The sequence below is a fragment of the Dokdonia sinensis genome (assembly GCF_003688895.1).
GTDB classification, from domain to species: domain Bacteria; phylum Bacteroidota; class Bacteroidia; order Flavobacteriales; family Flavobacteriaceae; genus Dokdonia; species Dokdonia sinensis.
In genome coordinates this window covers 166,534-183,271 of sequence record NZ_REFV01000006.1, presented here as the reverse complement: position 1 = coordinate 183,271, position 16,738 = coordinate 166,534, and the positions used below count along the sequence as shown (strand labels likewise).

Annotated in this window: 13 protein-coding genes; 5 read left to right on the top strand and 8 right to left on the bottom strand. The window is 37.1% G+C overall.

What is annotated here, in order from left to right; translation table 11 throughout:
* Positions 1-15 precede the first annotated feature (15 nt).
* The 5 genes from EAX61_RS08145 to EAX61_RS08125 form a co-directional block, all read right to left on the bottom strand.
* Positions 16-1,212, bottom strand: a complete 1,197-nt coding sequence (locus EAX61_RS08145) for a sensor histidine kinase (RefSeq protein ID WP_121917184.1) — start codon at positions 1,210-1,212, stop codon at positions 16-18.
* Between the two features lie 78 nt (positions 1,213-1,290).
* Entirely contained in the window at positions 1,291-2,055 is a 765-nt protein-coding gene (locus EAX61_RS08140; RefSeq protein WP_121917183.1) for a TIGR02757 family protein, read from the bottom strand.
* Positions 2,048-3,748 carry a DUF8201 family protein gene (locus EAX61_RS08135; protein ID WP_121917182.1) on the bottom strand — a complete coding sequence of 567 codons (1,701 nt, stop codon included), beginning with the start codon at positions 3,746-3,748 and terminating at the stop codon, positions 2,048-2,050. The genes EAX61_RS08140 and EAX61_RS08135 overlap by 8 nt, the downstream gene beginning before the upstream one ends.
* Before the next feature lies 1 nt (position 3,749).
* Positions 3,750-4,412, bottom strand: a complete 663-nt coding sequence (locus tag EAX61_RS08130) for an ABC transporter ATP-binding protein (protein WP_121917181.1) — start codon at positions 4,410-4,412, stop codon at positions 3,750-3,752.
* A gap of 49 nt (positions 4,413-4,461) precedes the next feature.
* Positions 4,462-6,891, bottom strand: coding sequence for a DUF5916 domain-containing protein (locus tag EAX61_RS08125; protein WP_121917180.1), 2,430 nt, complete (start codon positions 6,889-6,891; stop codon positions 4,462-4,464).
* Positions 6,892-7,022: 131 nt separating this feature from the next.
* Here EAX61_RS08125 and msrA point away from each other — a divergent pair, with 131 nt between their 5' ends.
* From msrA to hutH, 4 genes are all read left to right on the top strand, one after another.
* Positions 7,023-7,589: a peptide-methionine (S)-S-oxide reductase MsrA gene (gene msrA, locus EAX61_RS08120; RefSeq protein WP_121917179.1), complete on the top strand. Its 567-nt coding sequence runs from the start codon at positions 7,023-7,025 to the stop codon at positions 7,587-7,589.
* A gap of 8 nt (positions 7,590-7,597) precedes the next feature.
* Entirely contained in the window at positions 7,598-8,194 is a 597-nt protein-coding gene (folE, locus tag EAX61_RS08115) for a GTP cyclohydrolase I FolE (protein WP_121917178.1), read from the top strand.
* Positions 8,195-8,249: 55 nt separating this feature from the next.
* Positions 8,250-8,555 (top strand): hypothetical protein, encoded by a 306-nt coding sequence (locus EAX61_RS08110; protein WP_121917177.1) that lies wholly within the window; start codon positions 8,250-8,252, stop codon positions 8,553-8,555.
* Positions 8,556-8,805: 250 nt separating this feature from the next.
* The gene (gene hutH, locus EAX61_RS08105) at positions 8,806-10,317 is read left to right on the top strand and encodes a histidine ammonia-lyase (protein ID WP_121917176.1); all 1,512 of its coding nucleotides are present in this window, start codon (positions 8,806-8,808) and stop codon (positions 10,315-10,317) included.
* On the opposite strand, the gene EAX61_RS08100 is transcribed toward hutH, so the two are convergent.
* The 3 genes from EAX61_RS08100 to EAX61_RS08090 all read right to left on the bottom strand — a co-directional run bounded on the left by EAX61_RS08100 (position 10,314) and on the right by EAX61_RS08090 (position 13,939).
* Positions 10,314-10,694 carry a DUF7793 family protein gene (locus EAX61_RS08100; protein ID WP_121917175.1) on the bottom strand — a complete coding sequence of 127 codons (381 nt, stop codon included), beginning with the start codon at positions 10,692-10,694 and terminating at the stop codon, positions 10,314-10,316. The genes hutH and EAX61_RS08100 overlap by 4 nt on opposite strands.
* A 100-nt stretch (positions 10,695-10,794) precedes the next feature.
* Entirely contained in the window at positions 10,795-11,187 is a 393-nt protein-coding gene (locus EAX61_RS08095; RefSeq protein WP_121917174.1) for a hypothetical protein, read from the bottom strand.
* 190 nt (positions 11,188-11,377) lie between these two features.
* Positions 11,378-13,939 (bottom strand): ATP-dependent Clp protease ATP-binding subunit, encoded by a 2,562-nt coding sequence (locus EAX61_RS08090; RefSeq protein ID WP_121917173.1) that lies wholly within the window; start codon positions 13,937-13,939, stop codon positions 11,378-11,380.
* A gap of 255 nt (positions 13,940-14,194) precedes the next feature.
* Between EAX61_RS08090 and gyrA the strand changes: the two genes are divergently transcribed.
* The gene (gene gyrA / locus EAX61_RS08085; RefSeq protein ID WP_121917172.1) at positions 14,195-16,717 is read left to right on the top strand and encodes a DNA gyrase subunit A; all 2,523 of its coding nucleotides are present in this window, start codon (positions 14,195-14,197) and stop codon (positions 16,715-16,717) included.
* Positions 16,718-16,738: the final 21 nt, after the last annotated feature.

The window sequence follows — 16,738 nt, the reverse complement described above, 5'->3', positions numbered from 1 at the left end:
AAGGAAATCACTTCGTTATTTTAAGATCGTAAATGTAAAAGTACTTCCTTTTTCCAGTTCAGATTTTAGGGTGATAGTACCCCCTAATTTTGTTACTAGTTCTTTTACCGTTGCAAGACCTATTCCAGATCCCTGGTTTCCAGATTTATCTTTTACTCCTGCAGTTTTAAACATTTCAAAAACACGCTCTTGTGATTCTTTTGAAATTCCCATACCGTTATCACTTATTTCAAAAATATAATGTGAGTCAGAACTTTGAGCTTTTAGCCTTATTTCTGGCTGTTCTTTGTCATTGTACTTAAGAGCATTTGTAATAAGATTTACAAGAATTTGCTTTACTGCCGATTCATTGATGCCTTTGAGACGTATTGATGTGGGTACTATTATTTCCTCATTTTTAATGAGAAGGAGTGATTTTATATCCTCTATCATAACTATAAAGTCTACGTCTACTTTCGGTTTATTGAGTAAATCTTTAGACTTATAATGGGCGTGTAGGTTCTCAACATAATTACTTAATGAGTAGGAAGATTTTTCTATCATATGTAGATACTCATTGAGATCATCTGTGAGTGTATCTTCAAAATCCTCACGAATAAGTCTAATTAGTCCTACTATGCTATTTACCGGAGATTTTAAGTCGTGGGCAATCAAGTTTGAAAAGGCTTGCAACTGGTGATTTCTTTCTTGCAGTTCTTCTGTAACCTCCTCTAGCTGTAAGTTGCGTAAACGTGCCTCAAAAAGCTCCATAGTCTGGTGGGCTAGATTATGAAGTCCATCTTTTTGTACCTCTGTAAGCTTGCGCGGTTTTGTGTCGTATATACAGAGCGTGCCAAGGGCGTATCCATCATTTGTGCGTAAAGGTACTCCGGCATAAAAGATGGCATTGTGTTCGGCAACAAGGGGATTATCTGCAAATCGAGGATCCACACGTGCATCCTCTACAATAAATATAGGTTCAGGTTCAACAATGGCGTGACCGCAAAAGGATATGTCTCGAGGGGACTCATTAAAGGGTACGCCTAGATGTGATTTTAGAAAATTACGTTCTGCATCCATTACAGTAACTAATGAAATAGGAGTGTCGCAAAGTACAGATGCAAGAGAAGTTATCGCATCGTACGACTTTTCAGGTAATGTATCTAATAGTTTGTAAGAATAAACTGCCTCAAGGCGTTTATCTTCGTGTACAGGAATCGGTGCTCTCTTCATTTAATGCGAGGTCTTTTCAATATTTACACAAAGATGAAACTAAAGTTTGTGAAGTAAATCCCAATTTTTTGAATAGCATTAAAATTTTTCAAATGCGCCCAACCCAAATAAGGCAAAGTCATATTTTACAGGGTCTGTAGCATCCATCTTACGAAGAGAAGTATCTAATTCTAAAAGGGTTTTTCCATCATTTTGCTTTCGCGAAAGCAAACCAAGCTTCCTTCCTACATTCCCAGTATGTACATCAAGAGGGCAGGAGAGAAGCGCGGGTGAGATACTTTTCCAGATGCCAAAATCTACCCCTGCAGAAGTATCCCTGACCATCCATCGTAAAAACATGTTGATTCTCTTTGCCGCCGAATTCTTGAGAGGATCGCTCACGTGTTTTTGTGTTCTTTGTAGATGTTCAACTTCAAAAAAGAGTTTTTTGAAGTTTGAAATTCCCAATTGTACATTGCGTTCCTTAATTCCAGAAACAAACGCTTTTTCGAGTCCGCCATAATTTAAATATAGGTTTTGTAATGACCTTATAAATGTTTCCAAATCTACCTGATTGAAGGTTCTGTGTACGAAACTTTCAAAAAGGTATGCGTCGTTTGGGTTATAATTTAAAATAAAATCGTACGGTGCGTTGCCCATTATATCCATAAGTTTAGTAGCATTAGTTATAATACTCTTACGGTTGCCCCAAGCTATTGTCGCTGTCAGAAATGCGGCAATCTCGATATCCTCTTTTTTAGAGAAACGATGCGGTATTTGTATCGGATCGTGTGGTATAAAGTCCGGTTTCTCGTATTGAACTGCTTTTTCATCTAGAAATGCCTTGAGTTCCTTTTTATTCATTTGTTATCTCCTTAGAAAAGAAACCATCTTTTAATGAACTTCCTCTGCGCTGGGGTATTATTTTATATTCTTGAGCAAAATATAGCACCTGATCCCGCTGTACACAAGGTAGTGGGCCATCACCAGTTGCCCAAAAGAATTCAATATTTGTAGGTGTGTAAAGTGTGTCTTTACCTATTGTAAATGGTTCATATTTTGCATCAGTATATTTTGTTTTACTGTGAGGTAAAAAACTATAATCTGATGAAAATGTAGAAAGACTCATATGAAACTCATTTGTCGTTAAACTATTTAAATTAAACGGAACAAATAGTGGAATAGCAATGAGTATCGTTGCGCTTCCTAATCCAATGATTAGTATGTTTTTTTTAAGTTTTAAGCTCGCTATACAAATACATAACAATATCATAAAAAACATAAAGAAGTAGCGATATTGAGGGGAGCTTACCCATAATAATACCATCTGTAAAACAGCTAAACCATATATAAAAAATAAGGAGTTGCGTATAGGATTTTTTCTAATTAGAAATGGCATAATCGTAAGTAGGATAATCATACCAAAATTAAAGAGTCCGTGTAATTTGGGTAGGAAGAGCCAGCGTGTAAACAACTCTCTTGTACTGGCCTGATTGTACTCAGTAGCTTGCAGGAAGTAGCCGTGAAGTTTTGTTTGCTCTGAGAAAAATTGTTGTAAATTTTCAGGAAGCGCCCACCTTGCAATTGTTGTGGACTCTAATACTAAGGGATAAAACGGATGTCCTGTAATTATACTATTTTTAATAAGAAACAGTAGTAACATAAGTACTCCTGTTAAAGATAACGGTATAAATAGTTTTTTTAAAGATTGTTTTTTTAGAGCGAGTTGTAATGGTAATACGACTAATAGAATTGCAGTAAGCTTAGTATAAGTTGCAAATACGGTTAAGATAAATAAGAGCACTATCGTTTTATAATCTGCCTCATTATAATTTTTTAAGTACTCGCCAAAAATGACGAGAGAAAGCACATAAATGAGAATATCTGGTGACGGAGCTCCTATAAATTGGAAAAGAAAAACATTAAAAATAGGGAAAAGTCCTATGATTAAATTTGGTAATTCCTTACTCTCAAAATAGCGTTGTATATGGAATAAAGCATATAAGTTTCCAACAACTAAATAAAAACCGCTCAAGTCATTAAAATAGTGAAAAACTCCATCAAGATTTGTTGCAGCTTGTAAGATGTGAAAACCAGACATTTGGCTCAGGAAAAAATGTAGATTTGCTAGCCCTGGTACAAATCCAAAGTTATCTAACCATTTGACAGTTTGGATATAATAGGTCTCATTATCTATCATATACGGCGCCGTGGCACTCTGAGCAAGTGCTAATATTAGAATTGCAATGAATATAATTTTAAGAGATATCGCAAGGGTAGCTATTTTCGCTTTAAGCGAAAGGAAAATATTATTTAGTAACCGTCTGTATATCAATATTATAAATATACTCAGTATTATTAGAGCCACCTCAAAGTAAACACCTAGATTCCCAAATATTGCAACTATACTAGCGATGACTGTAATTCCGAAGCCGCCAAAAAGAAGAATAATGGTTGGATTAGGAGTATCACTAAAATTAAAAATTTTACAAACAACAATCCCAAAGGCGCTGGTAATAAGGAAGAGGAAGCACCAGTATATAAGGATTGAAAGCATTTTACTCGTTTACTATTGATCCGTCTACCATTGTGAGTTTACGGTCGGCCATTTGAGCTAGTTCTGCATTGTGAGTTACGATGACAAAAGTTTGTCCCATTTCCTCTCGCAGTTTGAAAAATAGGTTGTGTAAGGCGTCAGCACTCTCGGTATCAAGATTTCCAGAGGGTTCATCTGCCAGTATGAGTGCGGGATTATTAATCAGTGATCTCGCTACTGCAACACGCTGTTGTTCGCCTCCAGACAGTTCGTTGGGTTTGTGATTAATTCTATGGCTTAGACCTAAAAAATCCAAAAGTTCTTTTGCACGCTTTTCGGCTTGAGCTTTAGGTGTTTTTGCAATAAAAGCAGGTATACACACATTTTCTACAGCCGTAAACTCAGGAAGTAGCTGGTGAAACTGAAATATAAAACCAATATTTTTATTTCTAAAAGTACTCAGTTCTTTATGTTTTAAAGAAGACACAAGAACATCATTAATTTTAAGTACAGAACCATCGTTTTCTGCTCTATCTAATGTTCCTAGGATTTGTAGTAAGGTAGTTTTTCCAGCACCACTTTGTCCGACTATAGAAACAACTTCCCCTTTTTTTATATGAAGAGAAACGTCTTTAAGAACCTGTAAGTCTCCGTAAAATTTATTGAGATGTGTTGCCTGTACCATTATAAAAATTAGAATTGTGAAAATACTACAATCCTCGTAGAGTTCAATACTAAGATTCTGTCTTATTAAAGATCCCTTTAATGTTATTGTAATCTATAAAATATGTAACCCTTAGAGATACGGTATGCTGTATGGGTTGATCAAATAAACTATCTAAACTTTCAGAATATCCTAGCTGCGATAACTCATCTTGATTAAAGATTTGATTACGGTAGAGTAGAGAGGCTTCGCTTCCTGGGGCAAATCTCCATCTAAAGCTCAAATCCAAGTTCCAAATATTAAAATTTGTATTCGGGTCACGACGCTCTGCGAGATCATAATTTGTAGGTGTTCGTGTACCGTCTTCATTCAGGGTAAAAAACGTATCGTCACTATAGTCTGCAGTACTCCAGAAATTACGGAATCTCAGATTTATTGCCTTATAAGGGTCAAAGTTATATGCAATACTTAGCGTATTCTCTAAGGATGTTATATCTCTTCTACCAAAGAAAATTTCGGTATCCGAGCTATCTACCCATCCAAAGTTGTTAGTGTTATTACGATAACTGGACTCTAGGATAAGTAATAGTTTTTCTGAAAATCTATATCTCGGAGAGATATTGAGCCTGTAAAAAAATTGATCATCTACATCTACCCAATCTTGAAAACCACCACGTATATCGATCGCAAGTCGTCTTCTATAATCAGTAGAGATAAACCCACTTGCTCCATATTTTTCATCATAAATAACAAAACGTCCAGGGGATCGCGGTTCGAAATAATCGTTTTCTGGAGAATCATAGTCAAAATCAATTCCGAAAGCATCCCTAGTCTTTAAGGCAAAGAAGGTGTCAAAATCAAAGCTTGTTCCCGTCTCAACATCTGGCCTATAAAGTCTTCTATGTCTACCAGTAATACTGAAACGAAGTCTGTTAAATACACCTACAGGTTCAAAGGTCTCATAGGAACTTCCAGCTGCAAAACTGTTAAAATTATTTCTAAAATTCAGTCCTAAATCATTGATATCGTAGGTCGTATTTGCAAAGTCGTGACCAAATCGATATCTAAAATTACCCTTAGTTCTAAAAAAATCAAACTCAGAACTAAAGCCTGTCTTCAGACCTTCCAGACCATTTACATTACTCACAATAGTTCTACCAGAAGCAAGAAAGCTATTTTCTTTATTAGCAAGGCTAAAGACCAGTCCTGATACGTTTGCATCTCTATTATTACTTCCGTTGCGGGTAACATTAGTATTAATGAGGGATACAGATGAATTTTGATTAAACTGTTGGTCAAGAACAACCACATTATAGTTTGTCAATGGTTCAATCTCTGCCTCTCGCATTGTCCCAGTCTCAGAATCTTCTACCGTAGCAAAAGTTTGTTCTGTAATAGAATTTAAAATTCCTACACCTAAGTTATTTTTTGTTCGTCCTGAGACCTTTATCGAGTTTATGAGATTTACTTTACTAGGTGAATTTGTGATAGTCTCATTATCATTGAGATCGATACGGCCAGTAGGCGCACCTCCTATGCGTCTAGAAAAGAAAATTCTTCCCTTGTTAAATAAATCAATTCCCTCGGTAAAAAATGCTCTATTCTCACTAAAGGTTTGCTCAAATGGACCCAAATTAAGTCGAACTGCGTCAAAGGCTACCTGTCCAAAATCAGGTATTAATTGCGCATCTAGCGTAAAACTGTCGCTTAAACCATATTTTACATCCATCCCACCAGAGAATTCTGTAGTACTTTCTCCGTCAAATATAGTTTGACTCGCCTGCGCGAAAGGAAAAAATGTAAGTCTCACAGGAGGGTCTATGTCTCTAACACCTGTAACCGGTGCGCTATATTGAGCCTCTCTGCCTATAGACTTGTTTACTCTATTAAAAGAATGCGTTTCATTCTGACGTACTAATCGCCTAAAGAAATTTATACTCCAATCTTGCACATCTATCTCAGGAAAACGAAGTGTATTATAGGGTATCTTAAATTCGGCGTACCAGCCTTTATCGTCTAGAGATACACGACATTGGAATACAACGTTAAATCCAAAATCTTGATTATTTAGTGTAAGCCTAGAATCTCCTATAGTTCCTGCACTAGTGACCCAAAATCTAGTTTCGTTTATTCCATCATTGTACGTGTTAAGCGCCACCATAAATTGATCTGCCTGTACAAAGACTTCATCTCGTTGGCTAAACTGCATCGGAATAAGTTCAGGCTGGTCATCATACATATAGGCGGCTACATAAACTGCTAGGTCATCATAGGCGAGTTTTATTTCCGTTTGCACCTCTGGTGCTGCTAGACCTTCATTACTAGGTTCTAGCATATAAAATTGATTATAGGTAGGTAAGTTTTTCCAGACAGTATCATCTAGAATCCCATCGATCTTTGGTGCATTTGTTATACGAGTAGCCCGAATCGTTTTTGATTCCTGAGCATTTATAAAAAAAGAAACTAGAGCGACAAAAACGCTCAACAAAAATTGTCGCATAAATAGAACTTGATGAAGTACAAATCTATAAGTTCGATTATCTAGGATTATTAATTATAAGTTAAAAAAAGAATTATTTCGTTTAAGCAAAGATAAAAATAGTTCAACAGTTCTTATCTTGCAGTCAATCTATGAAAAAGGAAAATATAAATTTAGAAAAAGTAGTTTTTGCTGCTGGATGCTTTTGGTGCACAGAGGCGGTTTTTCAAAGAGTTGCAGGTGTAATTTCGGCAAACTCAGGTTATACGGGCGGCACTATTAAGAACCCTGCTTACAGAGAGATCTGTACTGGTCGGACTGGTCACGCAGAGGGTATTTTGGTAACTTACGACCCCTCGATAATCTCTTTTAAAATGCTCTTAGAGATATTCTTTGCTACTCACGATCCAACTACACTAAACCGACAAGGTAATGATAAGGGGACGCAATACCGTTCAGGAATTTTTTACACTACGGAGCAGCAAAAACAAGAATCGCAATTGCTTATTGCCCAATTGGATAAAGCTGCTGTTTTTGAAAACGATATTGTCACAGAGGTTACTGAGCTCGGTCCCTTTTATTATGCAGATGAGGATCACCAAGATTATTACAACTCTCATCGCTCACAGCCGTATTGCCAAATTATCATAGACCCAAAAGTTCAAAAATTAAAGCAGTTTTTTAAAGATCAACTTAAGTCTACATCACTTAGTCAATAAAAATAAATATGCCATACAGACAGTTTGAAGAGTATAACATCCAAGTAACTGAGGATGTAAAAAATAGTTTTGAGTCTATTATCAATAAGTTAGGAGAAGATACAACCCGAGAAGGCATTGTAAAAACCCCTGAGCGTGCCGCAAAGGCAATGCAATTCTTAACCTCAGGTTACGAAATGGATGCGGGCGCCATCCTGAAAGGTGCAATGTTCAAAGAAGATTACGATGATATGGTTATCGTAAAAAATATTGAGCTGTATTCTCTATGTGAACATCATATGTTACCATTTTTTGGAAAAGCCCACATTGCATATATTCCTAACGGTCATATCGTAGGTTTGAGCAAGTTACCTAGAATTGTAGATGTTTTTGCACGTCGCCTCCAAGTACAAGAACGACTAACACACGATATTTTAGAATGCATAAATGATACATTAAAACCCAAAGGAGTAGCAGTTGTTATCGAGGCAGCACACATGTGTATGATGATGCGTGGTGTGCAAAAACAAAACTCTACAACGACAACCTCTGGATTTAGAGGGCAATTTGAAAAGCAGGAAACTCGTAACGAGTTCTTAAAGCTCATAAGCTCTGATTTATCTTAAATACGTCTATTTTTTTGTTCTAACAAAAGTGTTATATTTAATGATATAATCACTTATGGACACAACAAATAAATATAAAATACTCATCATCGGAATTCTTATGGATGCCGTGGGTATTCTGACCTCTAGTTGGATTCTACCAGGAGTTGGTGATTTTGCAGACATCGCTTGGGCGCCATTTTCTGCTTGGATAATGACAAAGATGTACAAGGGAACAGCGGGAAAAGTTGCGGGAGTTGTCACATTTGTAGAAGAAATTATTCCCTTTGTTGACGTTGTACCTTCTTTTACGTTAATGTGGCTTTACACATACGTTTTTAAAGATTCTAAAGTAGGTACTATGGTTGATAAGGGTGTTTGATAGTATATACGCTTTCGCGAAAGCGTAATATTAAATACAAAAATGCTACTCAGTTGTTGAGTAGCATTTTTTATTTTGTATATCTATCGTGAGACTTATGGACAGGATATAAAATTTGCCATACTGCTATTGGAATATGTGAAAGTCTTCTGAATTTACAAGTCTGTTCGTAAGTACTTTTGAAGAATCCATAAGAATGAATGTTTTTTTGCGAAATTGCAACCAGACAACCCAAAACAATACCCCGACTATGCGTGATACGCACTATATAAGTTCTGAGATATTAGATCTTAGTACGATTTCAAGAATAATAAATCAAAACTACACACTCGAGCTTAGTGAGGAGAGTAGGCTTAACATCAATAAATCCCGAGCTTATCTTGATGAGAAGGTAACAGGGAGTGTTGTCCCGCTTTACGGAATTAATACAGGCTTTGGAAGTTTGTGTAATGTCGCCATCCAAAATGAAAATCTTACATTATTGCAAGAAAACCTAGTCCGGTCTCACGCTTGTGGAACTGGCGGTTATGTTCCTAAAGAGATTGTAAAATTGATGTTATTGCTTAAGATACAATCGCTAAGTTATGGGCACAGCGGTGTACATATCAACACAGTTCAACGTCTTTTAGATTTTTATAATTTAAATATTTTACCCGTAGTTTATACACAAGGTTCTCTGGGTGCAAGCGGTGATCTCGCACCACTAGCACATCTCGCACTTCCCTTAATAGGAGAGGGCTTAGTATGGGATGGTGATAAGACTGCTCCTGCAGATGAGCATTTAAGTAAACATAACCTAGAGCCTATTAAACTTCAATCTAAAGAAGGGCTTGCCTTGCTTAATGGAACTCAATTTATGGCTGCTTACGGAGTATATGCCTTATTAAAATGTCATAAACTCTCCTACCTGGCAGATGTCATTGGAGCAATTTCTATCGATGCCTTTAATTGTAACTTGTCACCCTTTGATCCATTAGTGCATTTTGTTAGGCCACATCGCGGTCAGATCAAAACGGCTGATAGAGTAAGAACCTTTCTCGCTGAGAGCAAAATTGCAGAACTCGAAAAAGTAAATGTTCAAGATCCATATTCTTTTAGATGTATCCCCCAAGTACACGGTGCTACAAAAGACGTTATTGCAAGTGCCACAAAAACCTTTAAAACAGAAATTAATAGTGTTACTGATAACCCTAACATTTTTGCCGAAGACGATAAAATTATAAGCGGTGGCAACTTTCACGGGCAACCGCTGGCGCTAGCACTCGATTTTTTAGCTATAGCAATGGCAGAGTTAGGAAGTATAAGTGAGCGCAGAACCTACCAGCTCATAGGTGGACTACGAGGGTTACCGCCATTTCTTGTAGATACTCCTGGACTTAATAGTGGGATGATGATTCCACAGTATACGGCGGCTAGCATTGTAAGCCAAAACAAGCAACTAGCAACTCCAGCGAGTGTGGACTCCATTGTCTCCTCTAATGGACAAGAAGATCACGTGAGTATGGGAGCAAATGCCGCAACAAAATTACTCAAGGTTGTAGACAACATAGAAACGATTCTTTCCATCGAGCTGCTCAACGCATCGCAAGCAATACATTATAGAGCGCCATTAAAAACAGCTCCTTTTTTAGAATCATTTATTGCAGCATATAGACAAGAAGTTCCATTTGTAGAAAATGATCGGATACTGTCTCAAGATATTCAAAAGGGGATTACTTTTTTAAGCTCCTTTACTATTGATGATACAGAACTCTTTAGCTAGTTTAGAATATTATGCATCCAGTTTTTTGCTTGGTCTATGGTATCAAAGCTTTCAAAGGGATTTTTAAAGAACATCTTCTCAACCGAAACACTTAGTTTGTTAGAAGGGTTGGATGATACTATTGCAATAGCCTCCATATTTGATATTTTTGAGGACTGTAGATATACCGTAGGATTAACAGTATAAGAGTTTTTGCGATGAGAGATATAACCGTATGAACGTTCACCTAAGACATTGCTACAAAATTCGAGCATCTGTTTATTCTGTTCTTCATCAAATATTACACCTTCATTTATTTCAGCGATAACAATATTGTCTATTATTTGTACTGTGCCAAAGTCAAAAATGGCCTGTTTTAGTAATTGTTTTTTTTGCATTTAGGGAGATGAAAAATTAACATTTAACACTAAAATACTAATAAAAAAACCAATAAAACAAACCAGATTTTAAGGAACCATTAGTCAGTAACTTACAAGTTTAGTTCTTAGTGTTTTGCGTTTGGAATTTGGTAAGTTCTTGTTTTGACCAGACGATTGCCTCTGTAAGATTCTCAAAAATTTTAAATGGTTTTTTAAAGAAAGTTTTTTCAAACATAGCCATTCTCCGTTGCTCATCATCATGTATGACCATTGCCATAGCAACAAGATTGGTTATATGTCCCGCCTCAATGTATATAAGCGGATTTACAGAATAGGAGTGTAGCCTATTTGAAATATATATTAAAGGACTACTAGCAAAGTGTTCTTGGATTATTGTCTTAAGCAAATTATTATGGTGTGGTTGTATGTCCTGTCCCTCATAGATTTGATTTACAAGAAAATTATCATAAATAAATACTTCACTAACTTCTAGGTGGTAATGTTTAATCATAAACTCAAGCAGCTGGTTTCCTTAAATTTACGAAAGAATTATGGGATATTTTTAGACTTAAAAATATTATGTGCTGTGAATCACCTATTTTGACATCTCTGTTTTTTTAAACGGAATTCCCATTAAATAAAAAAAGGCATACGAAGACTTTAAAAGCGACGTATGCCTTGTTATACAATAAAACTAAAATCTATTTAGACTCAGAGGGTTGTTCTTGCTTGCTAATTTTAATAGTTAATTCATCTTCTTTTTCATCAAAATCCATAAAAATAGCATCCCCTTCTTCCAGATTCGAGGTTATAATTTCTTCGGCTAGAGCGTCTTCAATGTATTTCTGGATAGCTCGTTTTAGTGGTCGAGCACCATACTCTTTATCAAATCCTTTATCACTTATGTAATCTTTTGCCTTCTCACTCAGAGATAAGTCATATCCGAGACCTTTAATGCGTGAATAAAGCTTTGCTAGTTCAATATCGATAATCTTGTGAATGTCCTCTCTTTCAAGCGCATTAAAGACTACAACGTCATCAATCCTATTTAGGAACTCAGGAGCAAAAGCCTTCTTGAGTGCATTCTGTATAATACTTCGAGCATTTTCATCAGACTGTGTCTTGCGACTCGCTGTACCAAATCCTACACCTTGACCAAAGTCCTTTAATTTACGAGCTCCAATATTAGAAGTCATTATGATAATCGTGTTTCTAAAATCTATCTTACGACCAAGAGAATCTGTTAAAAACCCATCATCTAAGACTTGAAGCATCATATTAAAAACGTCTGGATGTGCCTTTTCTATCTCATCCAGAAGTATCACAGAATATGGTTTTCTGCGCACTTTCTCGGTAAGTTGTCCACCTTCTTCGTATCCTACATACCCAGGAGGTGCTCCAACTAATCGAGATATGGCAAACTTTTCCATATACTCACTCATATCAATACGAATTAGAGAATCCTCGTTATCAAAAAGCTCTTTTGCTAGAACTTTTGCTAATTGTGTTTTTCCTACTCCTGTTTGCCCTAAGAATATAAATGAACCTATGGGCTTATTAGGGTCTTTGAGACCTGCACGATTACGCTGTATAGCTTTGGCAACTTTAGCTACAGCATCATCCTGACCGATAACCTTTGTTTTGATAGTTGCAGGAAGTTCTGCAAGTTTATTACTTTCTGTCTGTGCGATACGATTTACAGGAATTCCAGTCATCATACTAACCACATCTGCGACATTGTCCTCACTTACTTCTTCTTTGTGAAGTTTTGCGTCATCCTCCCATTGCTTTTGGGCAGTAGCAAGTTCTTTTTCTATTTTCTTCTCATCATCTCTAAGTTTTGCAGCTTCTTCATACTTCTGCTTTTTAACAACAGATGTTTTGAGCTCGCGTACTTGTTCAAGTTGTCCTTCGAGTTCGAGAATTTTCTTTGGTACGTCTATATTTGTGATATGCACACGTGAACCAGCTTCATCCAGAGCATCTATTGCTTTATCCGGCAGGAACCTATCAGTCATATATCGATTTGTAAGTGTAACACAAGCTTTTATAGCTTCATCAGTATACGTTACGTTATGATGCTCTTCGTACTTGCCTTTTATATTGTCCAGGATTTCGATTGTTTCTTCAACTGAAGTTGGTTCTACAATAACCTTTTGAAAACGTCTCTCAAGGGCTCCATCTTTTTCAATATACTGTCTGTATTCATCTAAAGTTGTTGCTCCTATACATTGTATTTCGCCTCGAGCGAGGGCAGGTTTAAACATATTAGAGGCATCTAGGGAGCCAGTAGCTCCTCCAGCACCTACAATCGTATGAATCTCATCTATAAAGAGAATAATGTCATCATTTTTCTCAAGCTCATTCATCACCGCCTTCATACGCTCTTCAAACTGTCCACGGTACTTGGTTCCCGCAACTAGACTCGCAAGATCAAGCGTAACTACTCGTTTATCAAAAAGAATTCGTGAAACTTTACGTTGCACGATGCGCAACGCCAGCCCTTCTGCAATAGCAGATTTACCCACACCAGGCTCACCTATGAGAAGCGGGTTATTTTTTTTCCGTCTACTTAGTATTTGCGATACGCGCTCTATTTCTTTTCCTCTACCTACGACAGGATCAAGTTTATCTTCTTCTGCCATCGTAGTAAGATCCCTGCCAAAGTTATCTAGGACAGGTGTTTTACTTTTCTTTGTAGCTCCTTTATTTCCTGAAGGAGCGCTAAAAGGATTATCCTTTGATGCATCATCACCAGAAGTCTCATCTTCACTAAATGATTCTGACTTTATAGGCTCTATATAATTTTCATCTTCACTTGACATCATAACTTTAAACTGGTCTTTAACATTATCATAATCTACCTTAAGCTTATTAAGAAGCTTTGTTGTGGGATCGTTTTCGTTTCTAAGAACACAGAGCAGAAGGTGAGCCGTATTAATGCTTGAACTTTGGAAAAGTTTTGCTTCGAGAAATGTTGTTTTTAAAGCACGCTCCGCCTGTCTTGTGAGGTGCAAGTTTTTCTTATCATTTCCTTGTAGCGCAATATTTGGGTTTGCAGGGCTCAGTATTTCGACTTTACGACGTAGATGTTCTAAATCTATATCTAAAGCGCCTAAAATATCTATGGCCTTGCCGCTACCGTCTCTCAATAATCCAAGCAGTAAATGCTCAGTACCTATAAAATCGTGTCCTAAGCGCAATGCTTCCTCTTTACTGTAGGCGATTACGTCTTTGACTCTTGGTGAAAAATTATCATCCATACTTCAATCTTCCTTTTCTGTTATCTGTAAATTTAAGCAATAAAGGGCAAAAACCATTCCGCCTTAAACTGTTAGTAGCTAATTGACAAAATAACTGACAGTTTGCCAAGAATGTTGTGTCAGAGTTATTAAAAATAGTTGTTAAATATTGTTGATAAAAAGTCCGCTTTCGCGAAAGCGTAAACACTCAAAACCCCTTTAAAATCGCTACATTGCTAGCTAGTAAATTTTGACTTAAATCTAATCAAATTATATATGGCTGGAGGAGAAAAACTGATCCCGATTAATATTGAAGATGAAATGAAATCTGCCTACATCGACTACTCGATGTCGGTTATTGTTTCCCGTGCTTTGCCAGATGTACGCGATGGTATGAAACCTGTGCACCGCCGTGTTCTTTTCGGAATGCACGAGTTGGGAATACGTGCAAATAGTGCACATAAAAAAAGTGCAAGAATCGTAGGAGAAGTATTAGGTAAATATCACCCACACGGTGATACTTCTGTTTACGATGCAATGGTTCGTATGGCTCAGGAGTGGAGCTTACGCTATATGCTTGTAGATGGTCAAGGTAACTTTGGCTCTGTAGATGGAGATAGCCCGGCGGCTATGCGTTATACGGAGGCGAGAATGCGCAAGATATCCGAGGATATGATGGCAGACATCGATAAAGATACGGTAGATCATCAACTCAACTTTGATGATACTTTAAAAGAACCTACGGTACTCCCAACGCGTGTGCCAGGTCTCCTTATAAATGGAGCATCAGGAATTGCAGTAGGTATGGCGACTAATATGCCACCGCATAACTTATCTGAAGTTATCGATGGTATTCAGGCCTATATTGAAAACCACGATATTACAATAGACGAACTGATTGAGCATATAAAAGCACCAGATTTCCCTACCGGTGGGATTATATATGGTTACGACGGAGTGCGTGAAGCTTTTAAAACTGGTCGTGGTCGTGTAGTAATGCGTGCAAAAGCAGAGATAGAAGAAGTAAAAGGTCGTGAGTGTATCATTGTGAGCGAGATTCCATATCAGGTCAATAAGGCAGATATGATTAAGAAAACCGCAGATATGATTAACGATAAGAAAATCGAAGGAATTTCTGCTATACGTGATGAGTCTGACCGCAACGGTATGCGTATCGTTTACGTTTTAAAACGTGATGCGATCCCGAATATCGTAATGAACACCTTATTTAAGTATACTGCCCTGCAATCTTCTTTTAGTGTAAACAATATCGCCCTTGTAAAAGGACGTCCTCAAATGCTCAACTTGAAGGATATGATCCATCACTTTGTAGAGCATCGCCACGAGGTTGTTGTGCGCCGTACAAAATACCTACTTAATAAAGCAGAGGAGCGCGCTCATATTCTTGAGGGATTGATCATCGCTTCAGATAACATCGACGAAGTTATTGCGATCATAAGAGCAAGCTCAAATGCAGATGAAGCTCGCGCAAACCTCATTGAGCGATTCAAACTTTCTGAAATACAAGCAAAGGCAATTGTCGAGATGCGTCTACGCCAGCTTACAGGTCTGGAACAAGATAAATTGCGCTCTGAGTACGATGAAATTATGGCAACGATAATTGATTTAAAAGACATTCTTGACAAAAAAGAGCGTCGTATGCAAATCATAAGTGAAGAACTTGCCGAAGTAAAAGAAAAATATGGTGATGAACGCCGTTCAAAAATTGAATATGCAGGAGGTGATGTGAGTATTACAGATCTTATTCCAGATGAGAAAGTAGTCATTACGATTTCTAATGCTGGATATATTAAAAGGACATCACTTTCAGAGTACAAAACTCAAAATAGAGGAGGAGTAGGAACAAAAGCCTCTACAACACGTAATGAAGATTTCTTAGAATATCTTTTTGTCGGTACGAACCACCAGTATATGTTATTCTTTACCCAGAAAGGAAAATGTTTCTGGATGCGCGTGTTTGAGATTCCTGAAGGCAGCAAAACATCAAAAGGAAGAGCGATTCAGAACCTAATAAATATTGAGCAAGATGATGAAGTAAAAGCATTTGTGTGTACTGGTGATCTTAAAGATGAGGATTATATTAATAACCATTATATTATAATGGCGACTAAAAAAGGTCAGGTTAAGAAAACTGCTCTAGAGCAATACTCACGTCCTCGTACTAATGGAATTAATGCTATTACTGTTAAAGAGGGAGATGAACTACTTTCTGCTAAACTTACGACTGGTGAAAGTCAGGTAATGCTTGCGCTTAAGTCTGGTAAGGCAATACGCTTTGAAGAAAGTAAGACGAGACCGATGGGAAGAAACGCATCTGGCGTTCGTGGCATAACTCTTGCAAACGATAATGATGAAGTGGTAGGAATGGTATCTGTAAACGATACGGAGAGTAATATTCTTGTAGTTTCCGAAAAGGGTTACGGTAAGCGAAGTAGCCTCGAAGATTACCGAATTACTAATCGTGGTGGGAAAGGTGTAAAAACTATTTCTGTTACAGAGAAGACTGGAGAACTGGTTGCGATTAAAAACGTTACAGATGATGATGATCTTATGATTATTAATAAATCTGGAATTGCCATCCGAATGGAAGTTGCTTCTTTACGAGTGATGGGTCGTGCGACACAAGGAGTACGATTGATTAATTTAAAAGGAAATGACTCCATTGCTGCAGTTGCTAAAGTAAAGAGTGATGAGGATGATATAGATGATGATGAAGTAGATGAAACATCACAAGTAGATACAATCCAAGATACTAAAGCCTCTGACGAGGAGGAATAAATAGAAATAAATATGGGTTGT

Coding starts and splice junctions, on each gene's coding strand:
- EAX61_RS08145 (WP_121917184.1), bottom strand. CDS start 1,212: ATGAAGAGAGCACCGATTCCTGTACACGAAGATAAACGCCTTGAGGCA.
- EAX61_RS08140 (WP_121917183.1), bottom strand. CDS start 2,055: ATGAATAAAAAGGAACTCAAGGCATTTCTAGATGAAAAAGCAGTTCAA.
- EAX61_RS08135 (WP_121917182.1), bottom strand. CDS start 3,748: ATGCTTTCAATCCTTATATACTGGTGCTTCCTCTTCCTTATTACCAGC.
- EAX61_RS08130 (WP_121917181.1), bottom strand. CDS start 4,412: ATGGTACAGGCAACACATCTCAATAAATTTTACGGAGACTTACAGGTT.
- EAX61_RS08125 (WP_121917180.1), bottom strand. CDS start 6,891: ATGCGACAATTTTTGTTGAGCGTTTTTGTCGCTCTAGTTTCTTTTTTT.
- msrA (WP_121917179.1), top strand. CDS start 7,023: ATGAAAAAGGAAAATATAAATTTAGAAAAAGTAGTTTTTGCTGCTGGA.
- folE (WP_121917178.1), top strand. CDS start 7,598: ATGCCATACAGACAGTTTGAAGAGTATAACATCCAAGTAACTGAGGAT.
- EAX61_RS08110 (WP_121917177.1), top strand. CDS start 8,250: ATGGACACAACAAATAAATATAAAATACTCATCATCGGAATTCTTATG.
- hutH (WP_121917176.1), top strand. CDS start 8,806: ATGCGTGATACGCACTATATAAGTTCTGAGATATTAGATCTTAGTACG.
- EAX61_RS08100 (WP_121917175.1), bottom strand. CDS start 10,694: ATGCAAAAAAAACAATTACTAAAACAGGCCATTTTTGACTTTGGCACA.
- EAX61_RS08095 (WP_121917174.1), bottom strand. CDS start 11,187: ATGATTAAACATTACCACCTAGAAGTTAGTGAAGTATTTATTTATGAT.
- EAX61_RS08090 (WP_121917173.1), bottom strand. CDS start 13,939: ATGGATGATAATTTTTCACCAAGAGTCAAAGACGTAATCGCCTACAGT.
- gyrA (WP_121917172.1), top strand. CDS start 14,195: ATGGCTGGAGGAGAAAAACTGATCCCGATTAATATTGAAGATGAAATG.